The organism is Paenibacillus sp. ICGEB2008 (genome assembly GCF_000307675.1).
Lineage (GTDB): Bacteria > Bacillota > Bacilli > Paenibacillales > Paenibacillaceae > Paenibacillus > Paenibacillus polymyxa.
In genome coordinates, this window is sequence record NZ_AMQU01000008.1 from 213,851 (window position 1) to 233,414 (window position 19,564).

A 19,564-nucleotide genomic window follows, 5' to 3' on the forward strand; every position below is an offset into this window, starting at 1 on the left:
CCGAAAATATCAGTAAACAAGATATTGATGATCTTTTTTGGGAGAATGTTATGTCTATGATGACAGTAAAGAATGCTTCAGTCGTAGTTCCTTGATTGATCTTGAATTGGACAACCGCGATCTTCTCTCCATCATGGAAGACTAAAATTATTTATTAGAATACTTTCTTTTGAATTAGCCAAAGAGGTGAACTAGTATAAATGAAAAGACAGAGGTACTATAATGAAATCTCTGAAAGATTAGAAATATTAGCTAGCAGAATTAAAACTAACGGCAAGTTAAATGTTTTAGACTTAAATATTCATGCCGAAACATTTTATAGAGATTTGCTGAATTGCATTTATGGCTACAAACTGGAATCAGCCAATATATCAAGTGCTAATATGGCAGCAATAGACTTAATTGATAATGAAAATAAACTAGTTATTCAAGTATCCTCAACAGCAACTAGGCAAAAAATCGAGAATACCTTAAACAAAGGAAAAATAGTTGAATATGCTACTGATAATTATAAAATTAAATTCCTTTTCATTGCAGAAGAAGCACAAAATTTAAGAAGTAACAAGTATTCTAATCCTTATGATATTAATTTTATTCCTCAAGAAGATATTTTGGATAAAGCTAGCTTATTAACATCAATATCACAATTAGCTATCGGATCATATAGTCTAGTGCATGACTTGTTTATTAGAGAATTTGGGGGAGCACCAAATCCAAGCAAGATTACTTCCAATTTGGCTTCTATTGTAAACTTGTTAGCTATAGAAGATTTGGATGAGGGAGATGTTTCTACTAATTTAAATTTGTATAACATTGATGAGAAGATTGAATTTAATGAACTAGAGGTTATTAAAGAAACAACTATAAATGAATATATTCCTTTCTATACAAAATTGGATAGAATATATAAGGAATTTGAGCATGAAGGCAAAAACAAAAGAGTTTCTGTTTTTCGGAAGCTAACATCATTTTATGAAAAGGAACTATGCAAAAAAGATATTAGTAGTGTTGAAAAATTCTTTAATATTGTTAATAATGTCGAAGAGTATATAATAAATAGCAATAACCTTGATGATTTTGAAGAAGATGTAGTTGAAATGTGTGTAAAGATCATTACAGTTGATGCATTTATCAGATGTAAAATTTTTAAAAATCCTAAGGGGTATAATCATGTTGCTTCCTAATGATATAAAACCGGAATCAAGCATATTTTATTATGCATCTTTGCTTTTAAAAGAAGTTAATAATAATAGCGATATCAATATAGTTGAACTTTTCCAATCTTTAAAGGAACAATACAATATTTCATTAAAAATATTTTCATATTGTTTAGATTGGTTGTATCTAATTGAAGCAGTGAAAGTAAATGAGGAGGGACAAGTTTCTATATGTACTTAAAAGAATTGGTCATCTCTTCTCATTCAGAAATAATTCGAAAGATAGATTTTAATTTAGGTGCTAATTTAATCATCGATGAAACAATTGGGAAAAGTGATGTGGAGACTGGTAATAACATTGGAAAAACTACTGTATTAGCTTTGATAGATTACTGTTTAGGAGGAGATTCAGAGCAGATTTATATAGATCCTGAAACCAAAAAAGAAGTGGAATTTGTAAAGAGTTATCTGATAAGAAGAGAAGTATCTATCACTCTAACACTTATAGAAAATTTAGAAGAGAAAGATTCTAAAGAGATAATAATAAAACGAAATTTTTTGCAAAGAAATAAAAAAAGTTATGTCTATTAATGGAGAAAATCTTCCTAAAAATCAAGGGAAAGATTTCGAAAAAAAACTAGATCAATTATTAATAGGAGAAAGAGAAGTTCTTAAGCCTTCCTTTCGTCAATTAATAGCGCATTATATTCGATATCAAAATAATAAAATAAATAACACTTTAAAAGTATTAAATAACTTTTCAACTAATATTGAGTATGAAACTTTACATCTATTTATGTTTGGATTGCCTGTTTCAGATAGATCACATCTAAATAGTAAGCTAAAGGGAGAACGAGAATACAAAAAGCGTCTAGAAAAACAACATTCAAAAACTGAGTTGGAATTACAATTAGATATTGTCAAAAATAATATTGATGCTTTAGAAAAAAGGAAGAATAACCTGAATATCAACGAAAATTATAAGCAAGAATTAGAAGAAATGAATGATTTAAAATATAGAATAAGCATTATTAGTTCTAGAATAAGCGAGTTGAGTTTACGGGAACAACTTTTATTAGAAACAGAAACAGAATTAAAAAAAAGATATGTCTGAGATAAACTTACCAGAATTACGCGAAATCTATTCAATAGCTAAAAAAAATGTAAGCAACATTCAAATTACTTTTGAACAACTGGTGAACTATCACAATAATATGGTAATAGAAAAAATCAGATATATAACACAGGATATACCTAAAATACGTCACAACATAGAAGAACAAGAGAAAGTTCTTGAAGAATTTTTGAATACAGAAAAACAATTGTCAAAAAAAATAGCTACTAGTGATACTTTTCAAGATTTAGAAAATATCATTAGTGAATTGACAAAATCATATCAACGTGTTGGAGAATTAGAAAGTGGAATTGAACAGCTGAACTCTGTAGAGAAAAATATAAAGAATTTAAATGAAGAAATTAAAGTTTTAGATGGAGATAGATTTTCTAGAGAATTCCAAGAAAGATTAAAAAATAAGTTAAAGAATTTTAATATTATTTTTGCTAAAGTTTCTAATGAATTATATGGTGAGCAATATGGTATATCATTTACAATTAAGGAAGATAAAAAAACGAAACAACGCTATTACTATTTTGAAAGTTTTAATGCAAATACAAGTTCGGGAAAGAAGCAAGGAGAAATAATTTGCTTTGATATTGCTTATATTTTGTTTGCTAGAAAAGAAGGATTGCCTTTCTTGAATTTTATTCTAAATGATAAAAAAGAGTTAATGCATGGAAACCAACTAAAGAAGGTAAGTAAGTATGCAAAAGAAAAAAAAAATTCAGTTGGTATTTTCAATTTTAAAAGATAAATTACCTGATGAATTAAATAACCGTGAGCACATTGTTCTTCACCTTTCCGATCAAGATAAGTTATTTAAAATAGAACAAGACCTTTGATATTATTTGAGAAATGCTGCTAAACTGATTTGTTATATAGAAAAAAATCCTTTCCAAAGTTATTAACAATAACAGTTTACCTTGGGAAGAGATAATGTTGCCTCGGTAGCCTAACATTGTTAGGAGGAACGTATCATTCTTTATACGATTATTGTGTATGTTTATAATTTTATTATTAATATATTTACAGCAATTGATCTTGAAATTGATAATTTTTATCTGAAGTTGCCTATGTTTTATTATTCAATTTTTATTATAGGATTAGTAATAATTATTTTTTATGATGTTGTGATAATCAGTCGACTTTCTTATTGCTTAGATTTCTTATATGAAATTTCTAAAAATAATAAATCAGTTTCTGTTATTCGCATTATATCTGAATGGTATTATTTAATAGATAAGTTGTTGTATCATATATCACCTCATTTTTTTACTTATCGCATAAATGAAAATAATGTTTTAGATAAATCAAATATAATTAGTCCAATAATTATTTATCGTACAGTAAAAATTATTTTTTTGAATATGTTTACAATAAATATATATAATATAATAATATGGACATTGATATTATCATATTTTCATCCAATGTTATTTCACAATTCGATTCAATTTATAAGAAATATAAATTTGGCTGAATTTTTCTCAGGGGTTGCCGAATTCGATTATAAAAATATTAATAATTTCCTGAGTTTTTCTTCTATTTTTTTATCGGCTGTCATAATCTTTTCACTAACGGCTTCTGCATATAAATGGAAGGCTATGAGAAAGATTAAAGAAGAAAAATATGAGAAGGTTGTTAGAATACAAGAAGAAATAGAAACATTATTTGGTACTATATTAAACTCCTCTAAGAAAAATATTAATAGACTTAATACAATGAGGAAGTACTTACCTGACAAATTTAGCCAATTAATAACTCGCACAGATAGATATTCAATAAATAAAGACGGTCAGTTTGAAGCTCAAGATTCTATGAATTTTGTTAATATTAATATAGATGATTTAACAAGCGGGTATAAATCTTTTAATGTACAAATTGATAGAATAAATAAAATTTTTGATGAAATTAGATCGTCCAGCTTAGGTTATGTTTACTATCAAGCTAATAAGTCTGTTCGGTATGAAAGGTTAAAACTAGATCTTTCTAATTTAATCGAGGAAAAAAACTTCAAAGAAATTATTGCGAAAAGGAAAGATCGCCTTTCATCTTTGATTGAAAAATTTGAAAAAATAAATAAAGTAAATGTTAAAAGATTAAAAAAAGAGGAATTAGAATATGAATATAATAAATACAATAATAATTGGATATCCTCTTATAAGGAGATAGTCAGATCTGCAGAACGAGAACTAGAGAGGAATATGGTTGATTTTAAGAAGTTCATCAACCGAAAGTTAGAAAATGCAATACTTTGTCACATTATTCTCGAAGAGTATCTTAATATTTCATTTAATAGTAATAGATTTAATTTTATTAGGATTATACTTAGCATATTCGGTTTCAAATAATATAATCTCTTTGTGTTAACTATAAAAATGCCTCTGTATATAAAATAAGTGGAAAGGCTTAGCAATAGATGCTGGGTCTTTTCGTCACACCCATTTACATAGTCTTCTAAACATGAACTGTCAGTTCTTTAAAAACAATGTTACTCTTTAAATGGGAATATATATTCGTTACAAAGTATGTGAACGTTTGTTTCAGTATTTTACAAAGAGACACGACCCATTAGGATGGAACGTTCTCAACCATACCACTCAAACTAACAAACAGGAGGTCAAAATTTGGACCAAGCAACGTGAATATTTCAAAGTGAAGAAAGGATTGACGCCTCAAAGGAACAATTACATAAATTAGATCGTATACAGAATAAAAATAATCCCGTGTAATAGTCATACTTTTCTTCCACATTGAACTTTTCTAGGTTGCTCCCTACTATTCTCTCATTGCTACGTATCTACGTACCACATCCGTCATCATCCTTTGCTACACTTTGAAATAAAAAGGAGATGATAACTTTGGATACCCAACCCAAGATACCAAAGAACGTGGAACATACAAACTTATCTGAAAATATTGCTGAGCAATACGAAAGTTTGGTACAGCAGGAAGACGAACACATAGAGAGACTTAAAACATGCACAAAGCTCATTTGGGATGCGCTGGCTATTATTTCTCAAAAGGCAAGTGTACTGCACATGGAAACCGTCAAAGAAGCAGCAGACCATCTTCATATCATGGAACTAGATTTACGAAGAGAACTGTTTAAGGTTCGTTTGAAAAAAAGTATTTTGGCAAACAAGATGAAGCAAGCCCAAGCATAACAGCGGAGGGGACGGAATTGTTCTGAAGAAGCGGAGCGTTCGCCTTTGAACTCGGATTTTTACCGTTAAAATATAATCAAAAAAGTCTGGGGGCAACAGCGATCGGAAGAATGATCCGTGCACGTAGCGGCCTTACATGCACGTACTTGCTCAATCCGCCCAGTAATCAAAACGCCCAAATAACCCGACATGACCCTTCACGGTCTAATCGGGTTTTCTCATTTCAATCCCTCCATCCCCGCGCATAAGTCTTCACACCCCCCAAAAACAAACCGCTGCCCAGATAGTTACACCCACTCCCAACATCATGTATAGTAAAGTTATGGGAAATAAACATGAGCCTGCATATGATCTTGATCGCTTAGACGTACAATATGAAACATGGCAAAAACGAGGAGGAACGTGATGATACATCCAACACAGATTCAGGATATGCTGCAAGCCGCGCTGGAGACGGGCGGAGATTTTGCAGAGGTGTTTGTCGAGGACCGCACCAATGGACAACTGGGCATGACCGGGGGCGTCGTGGATACGGCGCTGTCAGGCCGGGATTTTGGGATTGGTATTCGGATCATGAAGGAGCATTTTTCGGTGTATGCCTACACCAGTGATATGAGCGAACAGAGCCTGATTCGACTGGCCAAATCGGCTGCCAAGGCCATTCGCGGAGGTGGAGTGCCAGGTACACACACCATTACACTCCATCCCCATGCCATCCCTAACCAACATCCGATTGCGATCATTCCTGACGGTTCACAGAAACGCGCCAAGATTGACATGATGAGACGGGCACATGAGGCGGCAAGCCAATATGATCCTTCCATTACGCAAACCTCCATTGGCATTAGCAACTCGATCCAGAACGTGCTGATCGCCAATAGCAACGGGCTGCTGGTGGAGGATACCCGTACGTATACCCGCATGAGAATAAGCGCGATTGCGACTCACGGGGAGCATAGACAATCCGGATTCCGTGGGCCGGGAGCGTATGCTGGGACTGAATTCCTGGAGAATCTGAATATCGAAGAAAATGCGAGACACGCCGCTCGGATTGCGTCCACGATGGTCAAAGCGGGATATGCTCCTAGTGGTAGACTGCCTGTCGTGATTGAGAATGGCTTCGGCGGCGTTCTTTTCCACGAGGCGTGTGGACATGGGCTGGAATCTACGGCGGTGGCGCATGGAACTTCAGTGTTTGCCAATAAAATCGGGCAGCAGGTGGCTTCACCGCTCGTCACGGCTATAGATGATGGAACGATTCCGAATGCGTGGGGCTCGCTCAATATCGATGACGAAGGGGCGCCAACACAGCGCAACGTATTGATCGAGAACGGTATTTTAAAAGGATATCTAATCGACCGCATGGGCTCACGTCAGATGGGTGTACCTGCGACAGGATCAGGACGAAGACAATCCTATAAATTCGCGCCTGCATCCCGTATGAACAATACGTTTATTGCGAATGGCGAGTCTACCCGTGAAGAGATCATTGCCAATACGGAGTACGGGATCTATGCCAAATCGCTGGGCGGTGGTTCGGTGAATACTTCGACGAGTGAGTTTAATTTTGCAGTGGAAGAGGCGTACATGATTCGCAACGGTAAAATTGCCGAGCCGGTCAAAGGCGCGACGCTGATCGGCAAAGGCATTGAAACCTTGCAAAATATTGATATGGTCGGCAACAATCTGGATCATGGTCAGGGGATGTGCGGCTCGGTCAGCGGAAGTCTTCCGGTCAACTGCGGACAGCCGACGATTCGAGTATCCGAAATGACCGTCGGCGGACGAAAGGGGGAATAGGCGATGAATATTCAGCAATTTCAGGAAGCGTTGTTCGCGAAAGGTCGGGAAATAGGCTATGCGGATATGGAAATCTACTATGTAAATGGACGTTCTACCTCCGTAAAGGTGCTAAAGGGAGAGATTGACCAATATACCATCGTTGAGAATGGCGGACTTTCCTTCCGTGGTGTCATTAACGGCAAAATGGGCTATGCCTCTACGGAGAAGCTGGAGCCGGATGTGATCGACTTTTTATTGGAAGAAGCTCGCAGCAACGCGTATATATTGGAGAGCGAAGAGCAGGATGAGCTGTTTGCAGGCTCTGAGAGCTACCCTGAACAGCCTGCTTATGCCTCAACGCTTGCCGACACAGCTCCTGAGATTCTGATCGAAGCGGCGCTGGAAATGGAACGTACAGCGCTTGCCGCAGATCCACGGATCGTGATGGCTCGACATTGCTCGGTCAGCGTTCGTGAGAATGAGGTCCTGATTGTGAATACCAAAGGACTGTACTGCCATCGACACAAAAGTCTGGCGACCGCTTATGTGTATGTGATTGCAGCCGAACATGGCGAGACCGTTACCGGGGGCTGGCATGATTATTCGCTGCGGAGCGTGGAAGAGATCGATATTGCGGATGTGGCGCATAAAGCTGTGAAAGAGGCTGTTTCCAAGCTGGGGGCGCACACGATCCAATCGGATAACTATCCGGTCATTTTCCGTCATGATGCAGCCGCGCAATTGCTGGCTGCGTACACGTCGGTATTTTCTGCGGAGTCGGTGGATAAAGGCTTTTCACGCTTGGCTGGGAAGCTGGGTCAGAAGGTGGCAAGCGAACATATCACGCTGATTGACGATCCGCTAATGGAGAACGTTCCGGCAGGCAGTACGTTTGATGCGGAAGGCAGTGCGACACGCCGCAATGAGATTATCAAGGATGGCGAATTGCGGACGTATTTCCATAACCGCAAGACGGCCCGCAAGGCCGGGGTACAGAGTACCTCTCATGCTTCCAAAGGCAGCTATAACGGTAAAATCGGGGTGTCGTATCATAATCTGTACGTGTCTCCAGGCACGTGTACGTTGGAAGACATGATTCACAAGACGGATCGCGGGTTGATGATTGTCGAGCTGCAGGGGCTGCATGCAGGTACGAATACGGCGTCTGGTAACTTTTCGCTGGCTTGTCTGGGCTACTGGATTGAGCAAGGGCAAGTGGTCAGAGCGGTCAATCAGATTACGGTATCAGGCAACTTCTTTGACGTGCTACAGCAGATAGAGGAAGTTGGCAACGATTTGCGTTTTACAGGAAGCTGCACATCTCCTTCGCTCAAGCTGGCTGCACTTTCGATTTCAGGCTCCTAATGGCTGGAGCAGCCTTCTTTTTTCAGACTTACGACCTGTTCCTGACGTTCTGATTGTCTAGCAATGACAGATGCCTGATGCATCGGGGTATGGTAAAGTAGGAGAAAGTCTTTAAAATATGAAAAAAAGGCTTGGTTACAGCACCGCGACAGGGTATTATAGACAATAATATATTCGAAAAAAGGTTCGAATTGAATTTTTATTGGGGGATGTATATGAGATATATAAGCACTAGAGGTCGAGTAGAAGCCAAGGGATTTATTGATACTGTGCTCATGGGGTTAGCTGACGATGGAGGACTAATGGTGCCGGAGCAGATTCCGACCGTGTCGGCAGCTACGCTGGAGCAGTGGGCTACATTGAGCTACAGAGAGCTGCTGCTGGAAGTTTTTGCGCTGTATATCAATGATGAGATTCCTCGTGAGGATTTGGAGCAGTTGGTGGAGCGCAGTTATGCAAGCTTCCGTCATCCGGAAGTTACGCCAGTGAAGAAGATCAACGATTCCCTGTCTATTTTGGAGCTATTCCATGGGCCTACATTTGCGTTCAAGGATGTGGCGCTGCAATTTATGGGTGAATTTTATTCCTACGTGTCCAAAAAGCAGAATGAGATCATTCATATTTTGGGTGCAACCTCGGGCGATACAGGAGCAGCAGCCATTCAAGGCGTGCGTGGCAAGGAAGGCATCAAAATCTGTATTTTGCATCCGCATCAAAAGGTGAGCAAGGTACAAGAGCTGCAAATGACGACAGTAGACGATGAAAATGTACTGAATCTGTCCGTAAAAGGGAACTTTGACGATTGTCAAAAAGTAATTAAGGACCTGTTCGCAGATCTGGACTTCAAAGCCAAACATCATCTGCGGGCGATTAATTCGATTAACTTTGTGCGTATTTTGGCGCAGACAGTATATTACTTCTATGCTTATTTCCGGGCGCAGGAGTCTGCGGGTACGAAGAAGATCAATGTCAGCGTGCCATCCGGCAACTTTGGCAATATCTTTTCCGGCTTTCTTGCGAAGAAAATGGGTCTGCCCATCCACAAGCTGATCATTGCCACGAACGAAAATAACATTTTGGAGCGCTTCGTGAAGACAGGCGAATACCAACCGGGCGATTTCAAAAGCACATACAGTCCTTCCATGGACATTCAGGTGGCAAGTAATTTCGAAAGATACCTGTACTACTTCCTCGGAGAGGATGCAGCCAAGGTATCTGAATACATGAATAACCTCAAAACAGAGGGACGGATTGTGATCGGGGCAGAGGATTTGAAACGTGTCCAGCAGGATTTTGAAGCGCTGGGTGCTTCGAATGAGCAGTGTCTGGAGCTGATCAAAAAGTACAAAGCCGAATACGATTATTTGCTCGATCCGCATACGGCTTGCGGTATTGCTGCGTATGAGGCGTATAATGGCGCGGACGAAGTCTGTGTGACCTTCGCGACAGCGCATCCAGCCAAATTCGATGAGGCGATCCGTCTGGTGGACATTAAGCAAGAGTTCCCGGCGCAAATTGAACAATTGTTCTCCAAGCCGCAACACCAGCAGGTGGTAGAGCATGACGAGGCCGAAATTGTGCGTCAGCTTGAAGCCTTTTATATGTAACAGAATATTTCCGTAACGGTGAGTTGTTACATTCTTACGGATGGGAAAGAGGCTGCGCCCTGGGTGCTAGCCTCCTTTTTTATATCCATATTTTCCAGATATGATGTATGTTTTAGTTTCAATTTGTTCACATTATAATGCCATACAAAGTAAGGTGTGAAAGCCTTAGAAATCGTGAAAAAAGCCCGTAAATTAAGGGATTTGGCTTTAGGAATATAACAGGCAGTGGTAGGTTCATAGAGTTATTTAATGAAGGATACAAAAATCTTTTATAGGGAAATTGGATGTATTTATATAAAAAATCATGTATAGTTAACTAAATTTTATGAATACATAAAGTTCCACTCTCGAAGGTGCAGAATAAAAGTCATTCCGTCATTTAACAGAGGGGCTAATTATAAAAGGGGTGTATTAAATAATGACCATGATCCGTCCAGAGCAGAGTCAACAAGCAGCAGCCGAATATGTGCAGTCCGTTTTTGAGAAGGTTATCGCGCGCAATCCTCATGAGAATGAATTCCATCAGGCCGTCAAAGAAATTTTGGATTCGCTAATTCCGGTATTGGCTAAGCATCCTAAGTATATGCAGCAGGGGCTTTTGGAACGGCTGGTGGAGCCAGAACGTGTCATTACCTTCCGTGTACCTTGGGTAGACGATGCAGGCAATGTACAGGTCAACCGTGGCTTCCGCGTACAGTTTAACAGTGCGATTGGTCCTTATAAAGGTGGACTTCGCTTCCATCCATCTGTGTACCTGGGTATCGTCAAATTTTTGGGCTTTGAGCAAATTTTCAAAAATGCGTTGACGGGTCTTCCAATCGGTGGTGGCAAAGGCGGTTCGGATTTTGACCCCAAAGGTAAATCAGATAACGAAGTGATGCGTTTTACACAAAGCTTCATGACGGAGCTGTATAAATATATCGGCCCAGATGCCGACGTTCCGGCAGGGGATATTGGCGTAGGCGGCCGTGAGATCGGATACATGTTCGGGCAATACAAGCGTATTCGCGGAGGACATGAAGGCGGCGTCCTGACAGGTAAAGGGATTCATTACGGAGGCAGTCTCACACGTACGGAAGCAACTGGCTACGGTTGTGTGTATTTTGTAAACGAGATGCTGCAAGCTCAAGGTTTGTCCTTTGAAGGACAACGTGTTGTTGTGTCGGGCTCGGGGAACGTATCCATTTATGCGATTGAAAAAGCACAGCAGCTCGGTGCTACAGTCGTGGCATGTAGTGACTCGAATGGTTATATCTATGATGCAGACGGTATTGATCTCAAGCTGGTGAAGCAGCTTAAAGAAGTGAATCGTCTGCGGATTAGCGAGTATACGAAAGAGCGTCCAGGCGCAATCTATACAGAGGGCTGCTCAGGTATCTGGTCAATCCCATGCGACATCGCACTGCCATGTGCGACACAGAATGAAATCGACGAGCAAGCAGCACAGTTGCTGGTAAGTAATGGCGTAAAAGCTATCGGTGAAGGTGCGAATATGCCGTCCTCGTTACAGGCTATTGAAGTGTTTTTGGAGAACGGGGTTCTGTTTGGACCAGCCAAAGCTGCCAATGCAGGTGGAGTAGCGGTTTCGGCGCTCGAAATGTCGCAGAACAGCATGCGCCTGTCATGGACCTTTGAGGAAGTGGATGCCAAGCTGCATGATATTATGAAAAATATCTATGCTAACAGCGTTAAGGCGGCTGAGGAATACGGCGTGCCAGGCAATCTGGTGGTCGGAGCGAACATCGCCGGATTTGTGCGTGTGGCTGATGCTATGCTGTCTCACGGGATTATCTAACTCAACGTCACAATTCCTTTTCTCCATTGTACAATGATTGAATAAACTAGCTAATAAAAGCAAAATTGAAGCTGAGCGGCTCCGTGTGAGTCGCTCAGCTTTTATTTGGCATGAGGCACTTTATTTTTCTCAGGGACTTGATTTATTGCTAAAGAGGATGTATATTACTTGATAGATCAATAATTGATGGATCAAAGGTTGGATCACGAGGCCCAGCGATATGCTAAAGGGAGGAGAGATTGATATCACCCAGACACCATCCGAGGCTGAGTATATTTTTGATATGCTGCTGCTACTGAACAAGCAGATTAGCTCCAAGTTCGAGCGGTGTGCAGGAGTCAGCGCATCCAGATTGCAGCTATTATGCAAGCTGTATCAAGTGGAGGAGATCAGTCAAACGCTGCTGCAAAAAGAGGTTGGCATTGACGCTGCAGCCGTTACGCGTCATTTGAAGCAACTAGAAGCGACAGGAATGGTCACACGACGCACGAAGCCAGAGGACAACAGGGTTACCTTGGTAAGCCTAACCGATTATGGGCGTGCGCGTATTGTCATCTTTAAGCAGGAGCGCTCGCAGTTTGTAGCTCAGCTGCTACAGAGCTTCGACGAGACCCAGCGGCAGCAGCTAGCTGATATGCTGCAAGTGATGAATAGTCATATATCCAGTATGGACTGACAACATTGTAATTTTACATTTACCCACAGAGGAACAAAGGAGAGATTGGAATGAGTAATACGAATACATCCAATATTGTAAAAACGAATGATTTTAAAGAAATCGCATTGGGACGCCGTTCGGTAAAAGTATACGATCCGTCCGTGAAGATCAGCCGCGAGGAAATGACAGAGATTCTAACGGAAGCTACACGTGCACCATCATCCATTAATCTGCAACCTTGGCGTTTCCTTGTGATTGACAGCCCGGAAGGTAAAGCAACCCTGGCACCATTGGCTCGTTTCAACCAACGTCAAGTGGAGACCTCTTCGGCCGTGATCGCTGTGTTTGGGGATCTGAACAACTTTGATAATTTCGAACAAATCTTCGGAGAAGCTGTAGAACTGGGCTATATGCCACAAGACATTAAAGAAATGCAACAGGAAAAAGTAACAGCCCATTTTGCTGCCCTTGATCCCGTTGTGAACAGAGAAACGGTCCTGATCGACGGTGGTTTGGTATCTATGCAGCTTATGCTGGTGGCACGCGCTCATGGCTACGATACCAACGCTATCGGTGGTTATGAAAAGGATCAAATTGCCGAGGCCTTTGGTATGGACAAAGATCGTTATGTTCCTGTTATGCTCATTTCGATGGGTAAAGGAATCAACGAGGGGCACCCGTCCACACGTTTGCCGATTGATCAAATTGCACAGTGGAAATAAGTTAAGTTATATCTATACGCGACATAAAAAAACAGGCGGAGCAAAGGACATCCTTTGCTCCGCCTGTTTTTATTTGCACGATGTAACGCTGATTCGGAAATTGATGACGTCCTTTAGTCTTAGGGTGATCCTTGACCTATATTCGCTCCCGACGTCTGTCCATAGTCAGCAGTGTCATTCTGAGGTGGATGATCGCGCTTGGGCCATATAATCTGGTGAGAAGTATGGCTAAGCTCCTCATAAAATAACGGTGCTTTCTTGAACAGGCGTATGACCAGATGGAGAAAGAACCATCCGTTCAACACCAATAGCACAAGACCGATCAGCACACTTACCCAAGGGGACACTTGAGACCGCAGCACAGGTCCACCCAGTACGTAATTCAGTCCAAAATACAACCAGTACAAGAGACTGTAGCGCTTGATGAGCTCCCACAGGGAAACTCGTTTTCCTCTCCCTGTAAGATGAATACGTACCAGCCATTTCCCTGGAGTCCGTCCATTCGTCAGGTAAGGAACCACCATAAAGTATATCCCGCTGGAAATCCAGAAAGCAGCAGATACATGCAGGGACTCCATCATGCCGAGTAACCCTGTCCAAAGGATAGAATCCACTAAGAAGGCTACTCCTCGTCTCGTATAGGACACCCGTTTGGTTGTAATGTCCACATGCTTGTCCAGATGCTCCAAGCGGGGAAGAAAGCGTGAAAACCATTCGCCGAGCAGAAAGCCCAGCATACCGCCCAAAGTATTGGCCATCAGATCGTCCACGTCAAATACACGATACGCATGGTCAAAAAATCCATACAATCCTGTCAGCTGTGTCACCTCAAAGAAGAGAGACAAGGCGAAGGACAGAATCAGACACCAGCCCCATCGTGCACGGAAGTAATAACGTAAGAACATACCGAAAGGCATGGTCATCATTACGTTAAAAACCACTTGCAGAAAAGCACGCTCCTTCAGCAGATGCAAATAACTGGAAGGATGAGCAGGTGAAACGGATGTTTCTCTTATGATGTCTTGCACGAACTGCAAGGGCATCCACTGCAAAGCTCCCCCGGCCAAAGCAGCATTATGACGCGATGCCGGAAGCGGTAGTATGACTAAAAAGAAGGTGTTCATCAAGTATAAAAGCATCAAGTAAAGCAGCCACGCTCTAGCCTTGTGAATATAGCCATGTCTGCGATATTGCACGATAAGGAACGGAAGTGTAAACAATAACGCAGCAACAGGGAAGGCCAGAAAAGCATATGAAACGGGAAACAGATAAGATTGAATCATGAGCTGTTTAAGCCTGCTTTCTCCGGAACTTCACCAAAGACCAGATGACCAAAAATGCCATGAAAGCCACGCATACGCTGATGCTAATCCGATTTTGCGGGTCAATCAAGAACAGGAAGGCAATGACCCATAGGCATCCGACCGTAACCGCCGTCACATAAGGGAATCCCCATATCTTGAAGGTAGGCTCCACTGGATAAGATTTGCGCAGTTTCAATTGGGACAGGCAGATGCAGCTCCAGACGAGCAGCACGACAAAGCCAGGTACAGCCATTAAAATACGGAACAGCCCGTCCTGAGCGACGTATGCGACCATGGAGCCAACAATCAGGATGACCGCGCACAGTTTGAGACTGTTCACCGGAACTCCATTTGAAGACAGGCGAGCGAGTGACTTGGGACCTTCTCCATTAATCGCCAGCGAATGGAGCATGCGTGTAGCCCCGTAAATTCCCGAATTGGCGGCTGACAGTACAGCAGTGATCAGAATAAAGTTCATGACATGAGCTGAGCCTTGAAGCCCTACAGAAGACAATACCTGTACAAACGGGCTGGTACTTGCATCCAGTTGGTTCCAGGGAATCAAGCCACAAATAATGAGAATAGGCAGCGTATAGAACAAAACAACGCGAAGAATAAAGCTTTTAACCACTTTAGGCAGTACCTTTTCTGGATTTTCAGTCTCCGTCAACGTCAATCCGATCAGCTCAGAACCTCCGTAAGAAAAGGTAACGACCAGCAATGCCGAAAAGATTGCCAGCCAGCCATTGGGGAAAAACCCGCCGTGCTGAGCGTAGTTGCTTAAATAAGGTGGAGTTTCAGTGGGGATAATCCCAAACAGTATACAGCCACCCAAGGCAATGAAGATAATAATCATGGCAATTTTAATGCCTGCCAGCCAAAACTCCAGCTCCCCTAAACCGCCGACACTCAGCATGTTGACGACAATAATGAAAGCCGCACTCGCTAAACTGAGGAGCCATAGAGGGACATCTGGCAGCCAATATTGCAGGAAGCTTCCCGCGGCAATGACCTCAATGACACAAACAGCCAGCCACATGAAGCAATACAACCAGCCGATAATAAAAGAAAGTCGTTCTCCAAAAGCCTTGCGAATAAAATCCTTCATATTCATGTTGGGGTAGACGGTAGCCATCTCGCAATCGCACCCATAACGACCAAGAGCAGCAGTCCTGCGAAGACATAGGATAAAATAACTCCAGGTCCTGCCAAGCTAATCGTTTCGGTGCTACCCTTAAAAATACCCGTCCCGATGACTCCACCCATAGCCATAAAGGTAATATGCCGTGGTCGAAGCTTTTTGTGTAAAGTTGCTTCATTTGATTTCAATATGAAATCCTCCTTCATCATAGTGTACAGCTTCAGCATAGCCCAAGCAGGGTTACTTCAATTAGACTTATACTACATGAAAATATCCAATTAGGAAATGAAAGAAATAGGATCTGGTAGGGAGATTAAAATAGATAGAGGAAAAAATGTAGAAACAGAGGCAGAATGATATTGTTGACGATTGTTGTAATATCGATATCATTCTGTCTTTATGTTATATTCACCTTGTTTCGCGCGGGAATAATTGTTTCATGGTAGCCAAAGTAAAGGATGATATATAATGAGGTTGGTTTGGAAAAAAGTATGAATTTATGAAGCGGAGGCTTTGATACGTGAAGCAGGATCGGCAAAAGCAGACAGGTTCTCAATCCGGGATGAGCAAGGGGCATGAAGCTGATGAACTGAACAAGCTGCTGTCCGTATGGCTTCATTCGTCGATCCGTGTCATGGATGTCCGGCACATTCGATTGGAAGCGGAAGAGCTGGTTCAATTATATCGTCTTCCAGCGCACGCTTTTGTGTTCATGCTACAGGGTAGCGTGCACTTGGATGATGATTGGAAGGATGCATCCCATTCAGGCTATGTACTACATGGTGGCAAGGGCTTTGAACTGAATATAAAGCCTTCATCATGCGGGATCGAATATATTCTTGTACTATATAAAGCAACTTCTTTATCAGGACGCACAGTTTATCATCAACCTTCGGCAGCTTATGGTTTCATACCGCCCTATCCGGCTATACTATATCAAAAGCTGCAGCTACTGGCGAACACATGGCAGGATCAAGAGGCGTTATCCAAAGTTCAGGCGCAGGGTCGGTTCTATGATTTTGCATATGAATGTATGCGCCAATCGCAGGAACCGCAGACTCGGACTTCTACGCGAGATGTGGTGGCACAGGCGATTCGGTTTATACAGGCTCATTATGCGGAGTCCATCACGCTGGAACGTTTGGCCGGATTATTGGAATGTAGTCCGCGACACCTGACCCGGTTATTTAAAAAACAAACGGATAGTAGCCCGATTACGTACTTGATTCAATTACGGATGGACAAGGCGAAGGAGCTTTTGCGGAAGACGGATGCTACTTTGCAGGATATTGCTGCGAGTGTGGGGTATTCAGATGTCTATTTCTTTAGCCGGGCATTCAAAAAATATACTGGCGTATCCCCGGTTCATTATCGGGACAGCTTATATTCATCTGCTTTTGTTAGTGATATGCGTCTGGATAATCCATCAAGCCTGTCTGAATGTTCCATTGATTCAACAGGTGGTGCCCTGCATACTGGTATTGAGGATAATAATCATTATCAAAACCATGACGAAGGGATTTTACAAATGAATAGAAACACAAAGCATTCCATGGCATTTATTGTATTGCTTAGTTTTACCCTGCTGCTGAGCGCGTGCTCAGGCACATCCAGTCCTACGGCAACCGATGGCGCTTCGCAAGGGAACAATAATACATCAGCAGAACCAGCATCACAGGAAAGGGTACTGAAGGATGCACTTGGGCATGAGGTGAAGGTTCCGGCTCAGCCTCAGCGTGTGCTCGCTTCTTATCTGGAGGATCATCTGGTGGCGTTGGGTGTTAAACCGGTAGCCCAATGGTCGGTGGGTAAAAATTCAGTTCAAGCTTACCTGCAAAAAGAACTGAAAGATGTTCCTGCCATCGCTTCAGATCTTCCGTTCGAGGCGGTTCTGAATTTCAAGCCTGACTTGATCATGATGGACAGTGCGAGCATGGTGGAAGGCGACAAATATGATCAATACTCCAAAATTGCTCCAACCTACGTTGTGGGCAGTAATATGAATAATGATTGGCGCCAAGAGCTGCTGACCGTGGGTGAGGTGCTGAATAAGAGCAGTGAAGCGAAGCAGGCATTAAGCAATTACGACAAAAAAGCAGCAGAGGCGAAAGCCAAGCTCAGTCAGACGGTAGGACAAAAAACGGCTGCGGCATTGTGGGTAACGGATAAAAATGTATATGTGGTGAACCAGAATTTATCCAGCGGTGATGTATTGTACAAGGATTTGGGATTCAAGATTCCACAGGTCGTACAGGAAATTTCCAAAACGGCCAAGGCGAACTGGAGCAATTTATCCCTGGAAAAATTGGCTGAGCTGAACGCTGATTATATCTTTATCGTGAACAGCAAAATTGTGAGCAAGGATAAGATTATTAAAGATCCAGTCTGGGCAGGAATTCCGGCAGTCAAAGAAGGCCATGTATACGACTTTGGCAAGGATTCCAGCTGGCTGTATACAGGTACAATTGCAAACAGTCAAATGATTGATGATGTTCTGAAAAATGTAATGAAATAATGTAACTCAATCATCTAGATTATAATAAAACAGCGCTATTCTTACTTCACGGCAGAGACCATAGTAGGAGAGCGCTGTTTTGTCTTTTCATTTACATGGACGCTTGCCGTGCAACCTGGTTTTATAATAAAAGATGCCTGCACAGGGCAGACATCTTGTTTTTTTCGATATTAGGCTTTCGGAGATACCAGGATTTTAACCTGATTTTTTTCTTTCAGGAGACCTTCAAAACCTTGTTCGATTACTTCTTCGAGCTTAATACGTTTGGTCACAAGCTTGTCAGCAGGGAAATACCCTTTTTCCATCAAGCTGATGACAGCCGGGAATACATCACGGTAGCCGATAATACCAGTCAGATTGCGTTCCTTCATAACGATATTGTTCGGTTTGATTGGAGCTTCTTTTTCAAAAATGCTGACGATCATGATTTGTCCGCTAATTTTAGTGGATTCAATAGCTTGAGTCAGCACAGGAGGTACTCCAGTGACTTCATAGGCTACATCTACGCCACCGTTAGTCCGTTTGTGCAGCTCTTCCACAACATCGTAAGTCTTAGGATCAAGCACAATAGCACCCAGCTCTTCAGCTTTAGCTTTACGCTCTTCGGAAAGTTCTACTGCATAAATCTCAGAGGCGCCCGAAGCTTTCAACGCTTCAATAACCAGCAATCCGATAGGACCAGCGCCAAATACGACAGCTTTGTCGCCGACTTTCAGTTGGCTTTGACGTACAGCATACAAAGCAACGGCCGAAGGCTCTACCAAAGCGCCTTGCTCGAAGGATACGCTTTCTGGAATTTTGTGAACCATGTGCTCGTCAGCTGCGACATATTCAGAAAATCCACCGCCGCCGCCTGCCAAACCGAGGAAGCCCATTTTATCGCAAAGGTTATATTTGCCTTGTCTACATGCATCACATTCTCCACATGCAAAAACCGGTTCTACGACTACACGGTCGCCAACCTGAATTTTAGTTACACCTTCACCGATTTCAACGACTTGTCCAGAAAATTCATGTCCCATCACAATCGGAGCTTTTTCGCCAGTCAGTGGATGCTGAGCGTTTTCAGGAATGAAGATCGGTCCTGCTACATATTCGTGAAGATCACTTCCGCAAATGCCACACCATTCTACTTTGATTTTTACTTTTCCTGGAAGAGCAGCGGGTTGCTCAATGTTTTCCAAACGTAAATCTTTTACTCCATGCCATCTCAATGCTTGCATGTCTTGTCATC

The 19,564-nt window shown here is 41.8% G+C and carries 16 protein-coding genes and 1 pseudogene; 14 read left to right on the forward strand and 3 right to left on the reverse strand.

Translation table 11 applies throughout. The annotated features are described in order from the left end of the window. Positions 1-200: 200 nt before the first annotated feature. The 13 genes from C400_RS0109705 to C400_RS0109755 all read left to right on the forward strand — a co-directional run bounded on the left by C400_RS0109705 (position 201) and on the right by C400_RS0109755 (position 13,370). Positions 201-1,184, forward strand: a complete 984-nt coding sequence (locus C400_RS0109705) for an ABC-three component system protein (protein WP_017426827.1) — start codon at positions 201-203, stop codon at positions 1,182-1,184. Next, a complete protein-coding gene (locus C400_RS0109710) occupies positions 1,171-1,398 on the forward strand; it encodes an ABC-three component system middle component 6 (protein WP_017426828.1) in 228 nt (75 codons plus the stop codon). The genes C400_RS0109705 and C400_RS0109710 overlap by 14 nt, the downstream gene beginning before the upstream one ends. Then, the gene (locus tag C400_RS27665) at positions 1,389-1,748 is read left to right on the forward strand and encodes a hypothetical protein (RefSeq protein ID WP_049885682.1); all 360 of its coding nucleotides are present in this window, start codon (positions 1,389-1,391) and stop codon (positions 1,746-1,748) included. The genes C400_RS0109710 and C400_RS27665 overlap by 10 nt, the downstream gene beginning before the upstream one ends. Next, on the forward strand, positions 1,738-2,271 hold the full coding sequence (locus tag C400_RS27670) for a hypothetical protein (RefSeq protein ID WP_049885683.1): 534 nt from the start codon (positions 1,738-1,740) through the stop codon (positions 2,269-2,271). The genes C400_RS27665 and C400_RS27670 overlap by 11 nt, the downstream gene beginning before the upstream one ends. After that, positions 2,264-3,028, forward strand: a complete 765-nt coding sequence (locus C400_RS27675) for a DUF2326 domain-containing protein (protein ID WP_049885684.1) — start codon at positions 2,264-2,266, stop codon at positions 3,026-3,028. The genes C400_RS27670 and C400_RS27675 overlap by 8 nt, the downstream gene beginning before the upstream one ends. Positions 3,029-3,269: 241 nt before the next feature. Then, positions 3,270-4,625 carry a hypothetical protein gene (locus C400_RS27680; protein WP_017426829.1) on the forward strand — a complete coding sequence of 452 codons (1,356 nt, stop codon included), beginning with the start codon at positions 3,270-3,272 and terminating at the stop codon, positions 4,623-4,625. Positions 4,626-5,135: 510 nt separating this feature from the next. Beyond that, positions 5,136-5,441: a hypothetical protein gene (locus C400_RS0109725; protein ID WP_017426830.1), complete on the forward strand. Its 306-nt coding sequence runs from the start codon at positions 5,136-5,138 to the stop codon at positions 5,439-5,441. Between the two features lie 405 nt (positions 5,442-5,846). After that, positions 5,847-7,241 (forward strand): TldD/PmbA family protein, encoded by a 1,395-nt coding sequence (locus C400_RS0109730; protein WP_017426831.1) that lies wholly within the window; start codon positions 5,847-5,849, stop codon positions 7,239-7,241. Between the two features lie 3 nt (positions 7,242-7,244). Continuing rightward, a complete protein-coding gene (locus C400_RS0109735; protein WP_017426832.1) occupies positions 7,245-8,588 on the forward strand; it encodes a TldD/PmbA family protein in 1,344 nt (447 codons plus the stop codon). A gap of 215 nt (positions 8,589-8,803) precedes the next feature. After that, the gene (thrC, locus tag C400_RS0109740; RefSeq protein ID WP_017426833.1) at positions 8,804-10,195 is read left to right on the forward strand and encodes a threonine synthase; all 1,392 of its coding nucleotides are present in this window, start codon (positions 8,804-8,806) and stop codon (positions 10,193-10,195) included. A 418-nt stretch (positions 10,196-10,613) separates the two neighbouring features. After that, positions 10,614-11,990, forward strand: a complete 1,377-nt coding sequence (gene gdhA, locus C400_RS0109745) for an NADP-specific glutamate dehydrogenase (protein WP_017426834.1) — start codon at positions 10,614-10,616, stop codon at positions 11,988-11,990. A 283-nt stretch (positions 11,991-12,273) separates the two neighbouring features. Beyond that, on the forward strand, positions 12,274-12,666 hold the full coding sequence (locus C400_RS0109750) for a MarR family winged helix-turn-helix transcriptional regulator (protein ID WP_026065410.1): 393 nt from the start codon (positions 12,274-12,276) through the stop codon (positions 12,664-12,666). Positions 12,667-12,716: 50 nt separating this feature from the next. Continuing rightward, positions 12,717-13,370, forward strand: coding sequence for a nitroreductase family protein (locus tag C400_RS0109755; RefSeq protein ID WP_016821829.1), 654 nt, complete (start codon positions 12,717-12,719; stop codon positions 13,368-13,370). 119 nt (positions 13,371-13,489) lie between these two features. On the opposite strand, the gene C400_RS0109760 is transcribed toward C400_RS0109755, so the two are convergent. Together C400_RS0109760 and C400_RS0109765 are read right to left on the reverse strand one after the other, a co-directional pair. Beyond that, entirely contained in the window at positions 13,490-14,653 is a 1,164-nt protein-coding gene (locus C400_RS0109760; RefSeq protein ID WP_017426835.1) for a VanZ family protein, read from the reverse strand. Between the two features lie 7 nt (positions 14,654-14,660). After that, positions 14,661-16,003, reverse strand: a pseudogene (locus C400_RS0109765) (amino acid permease). A 332-nt stretch (positions 16,004-16,335) separates the two neighbouring features. Here C400_RS0109765 and C400_RS26725 point away from each other — a divergent pair. Then, a complete protein-coding gene (locus tag C400_RS26725) occupies positions 16,336-18,330 on the forward strand; it encodes an AraC family transcriptional regulator (RefSeq protein ID WP_017426836.1) in 1,995 nt (664 codons plus the stop codon). A gap of 170 nt (positions 18,331-18,500) precedes the next feature. Here C400_RS26725 and C400_RS0109775 read toward each other — a convergent pair whose 3' ends face one another. Beyond that, positions 18,501-19,553 (reverse strand): 2,3-butanediol dehydrogenase, encoded by a 1,053-nt coding sequence (locus C400_RS0109775; protein WP_016821825.1) that lies wholly within the window; start codon positions 19,551-19,553, stop codon positions 18,501-18,503. Between the last annotated feature and the right edge of the window lie 11 nt (positions 19,554-19,564).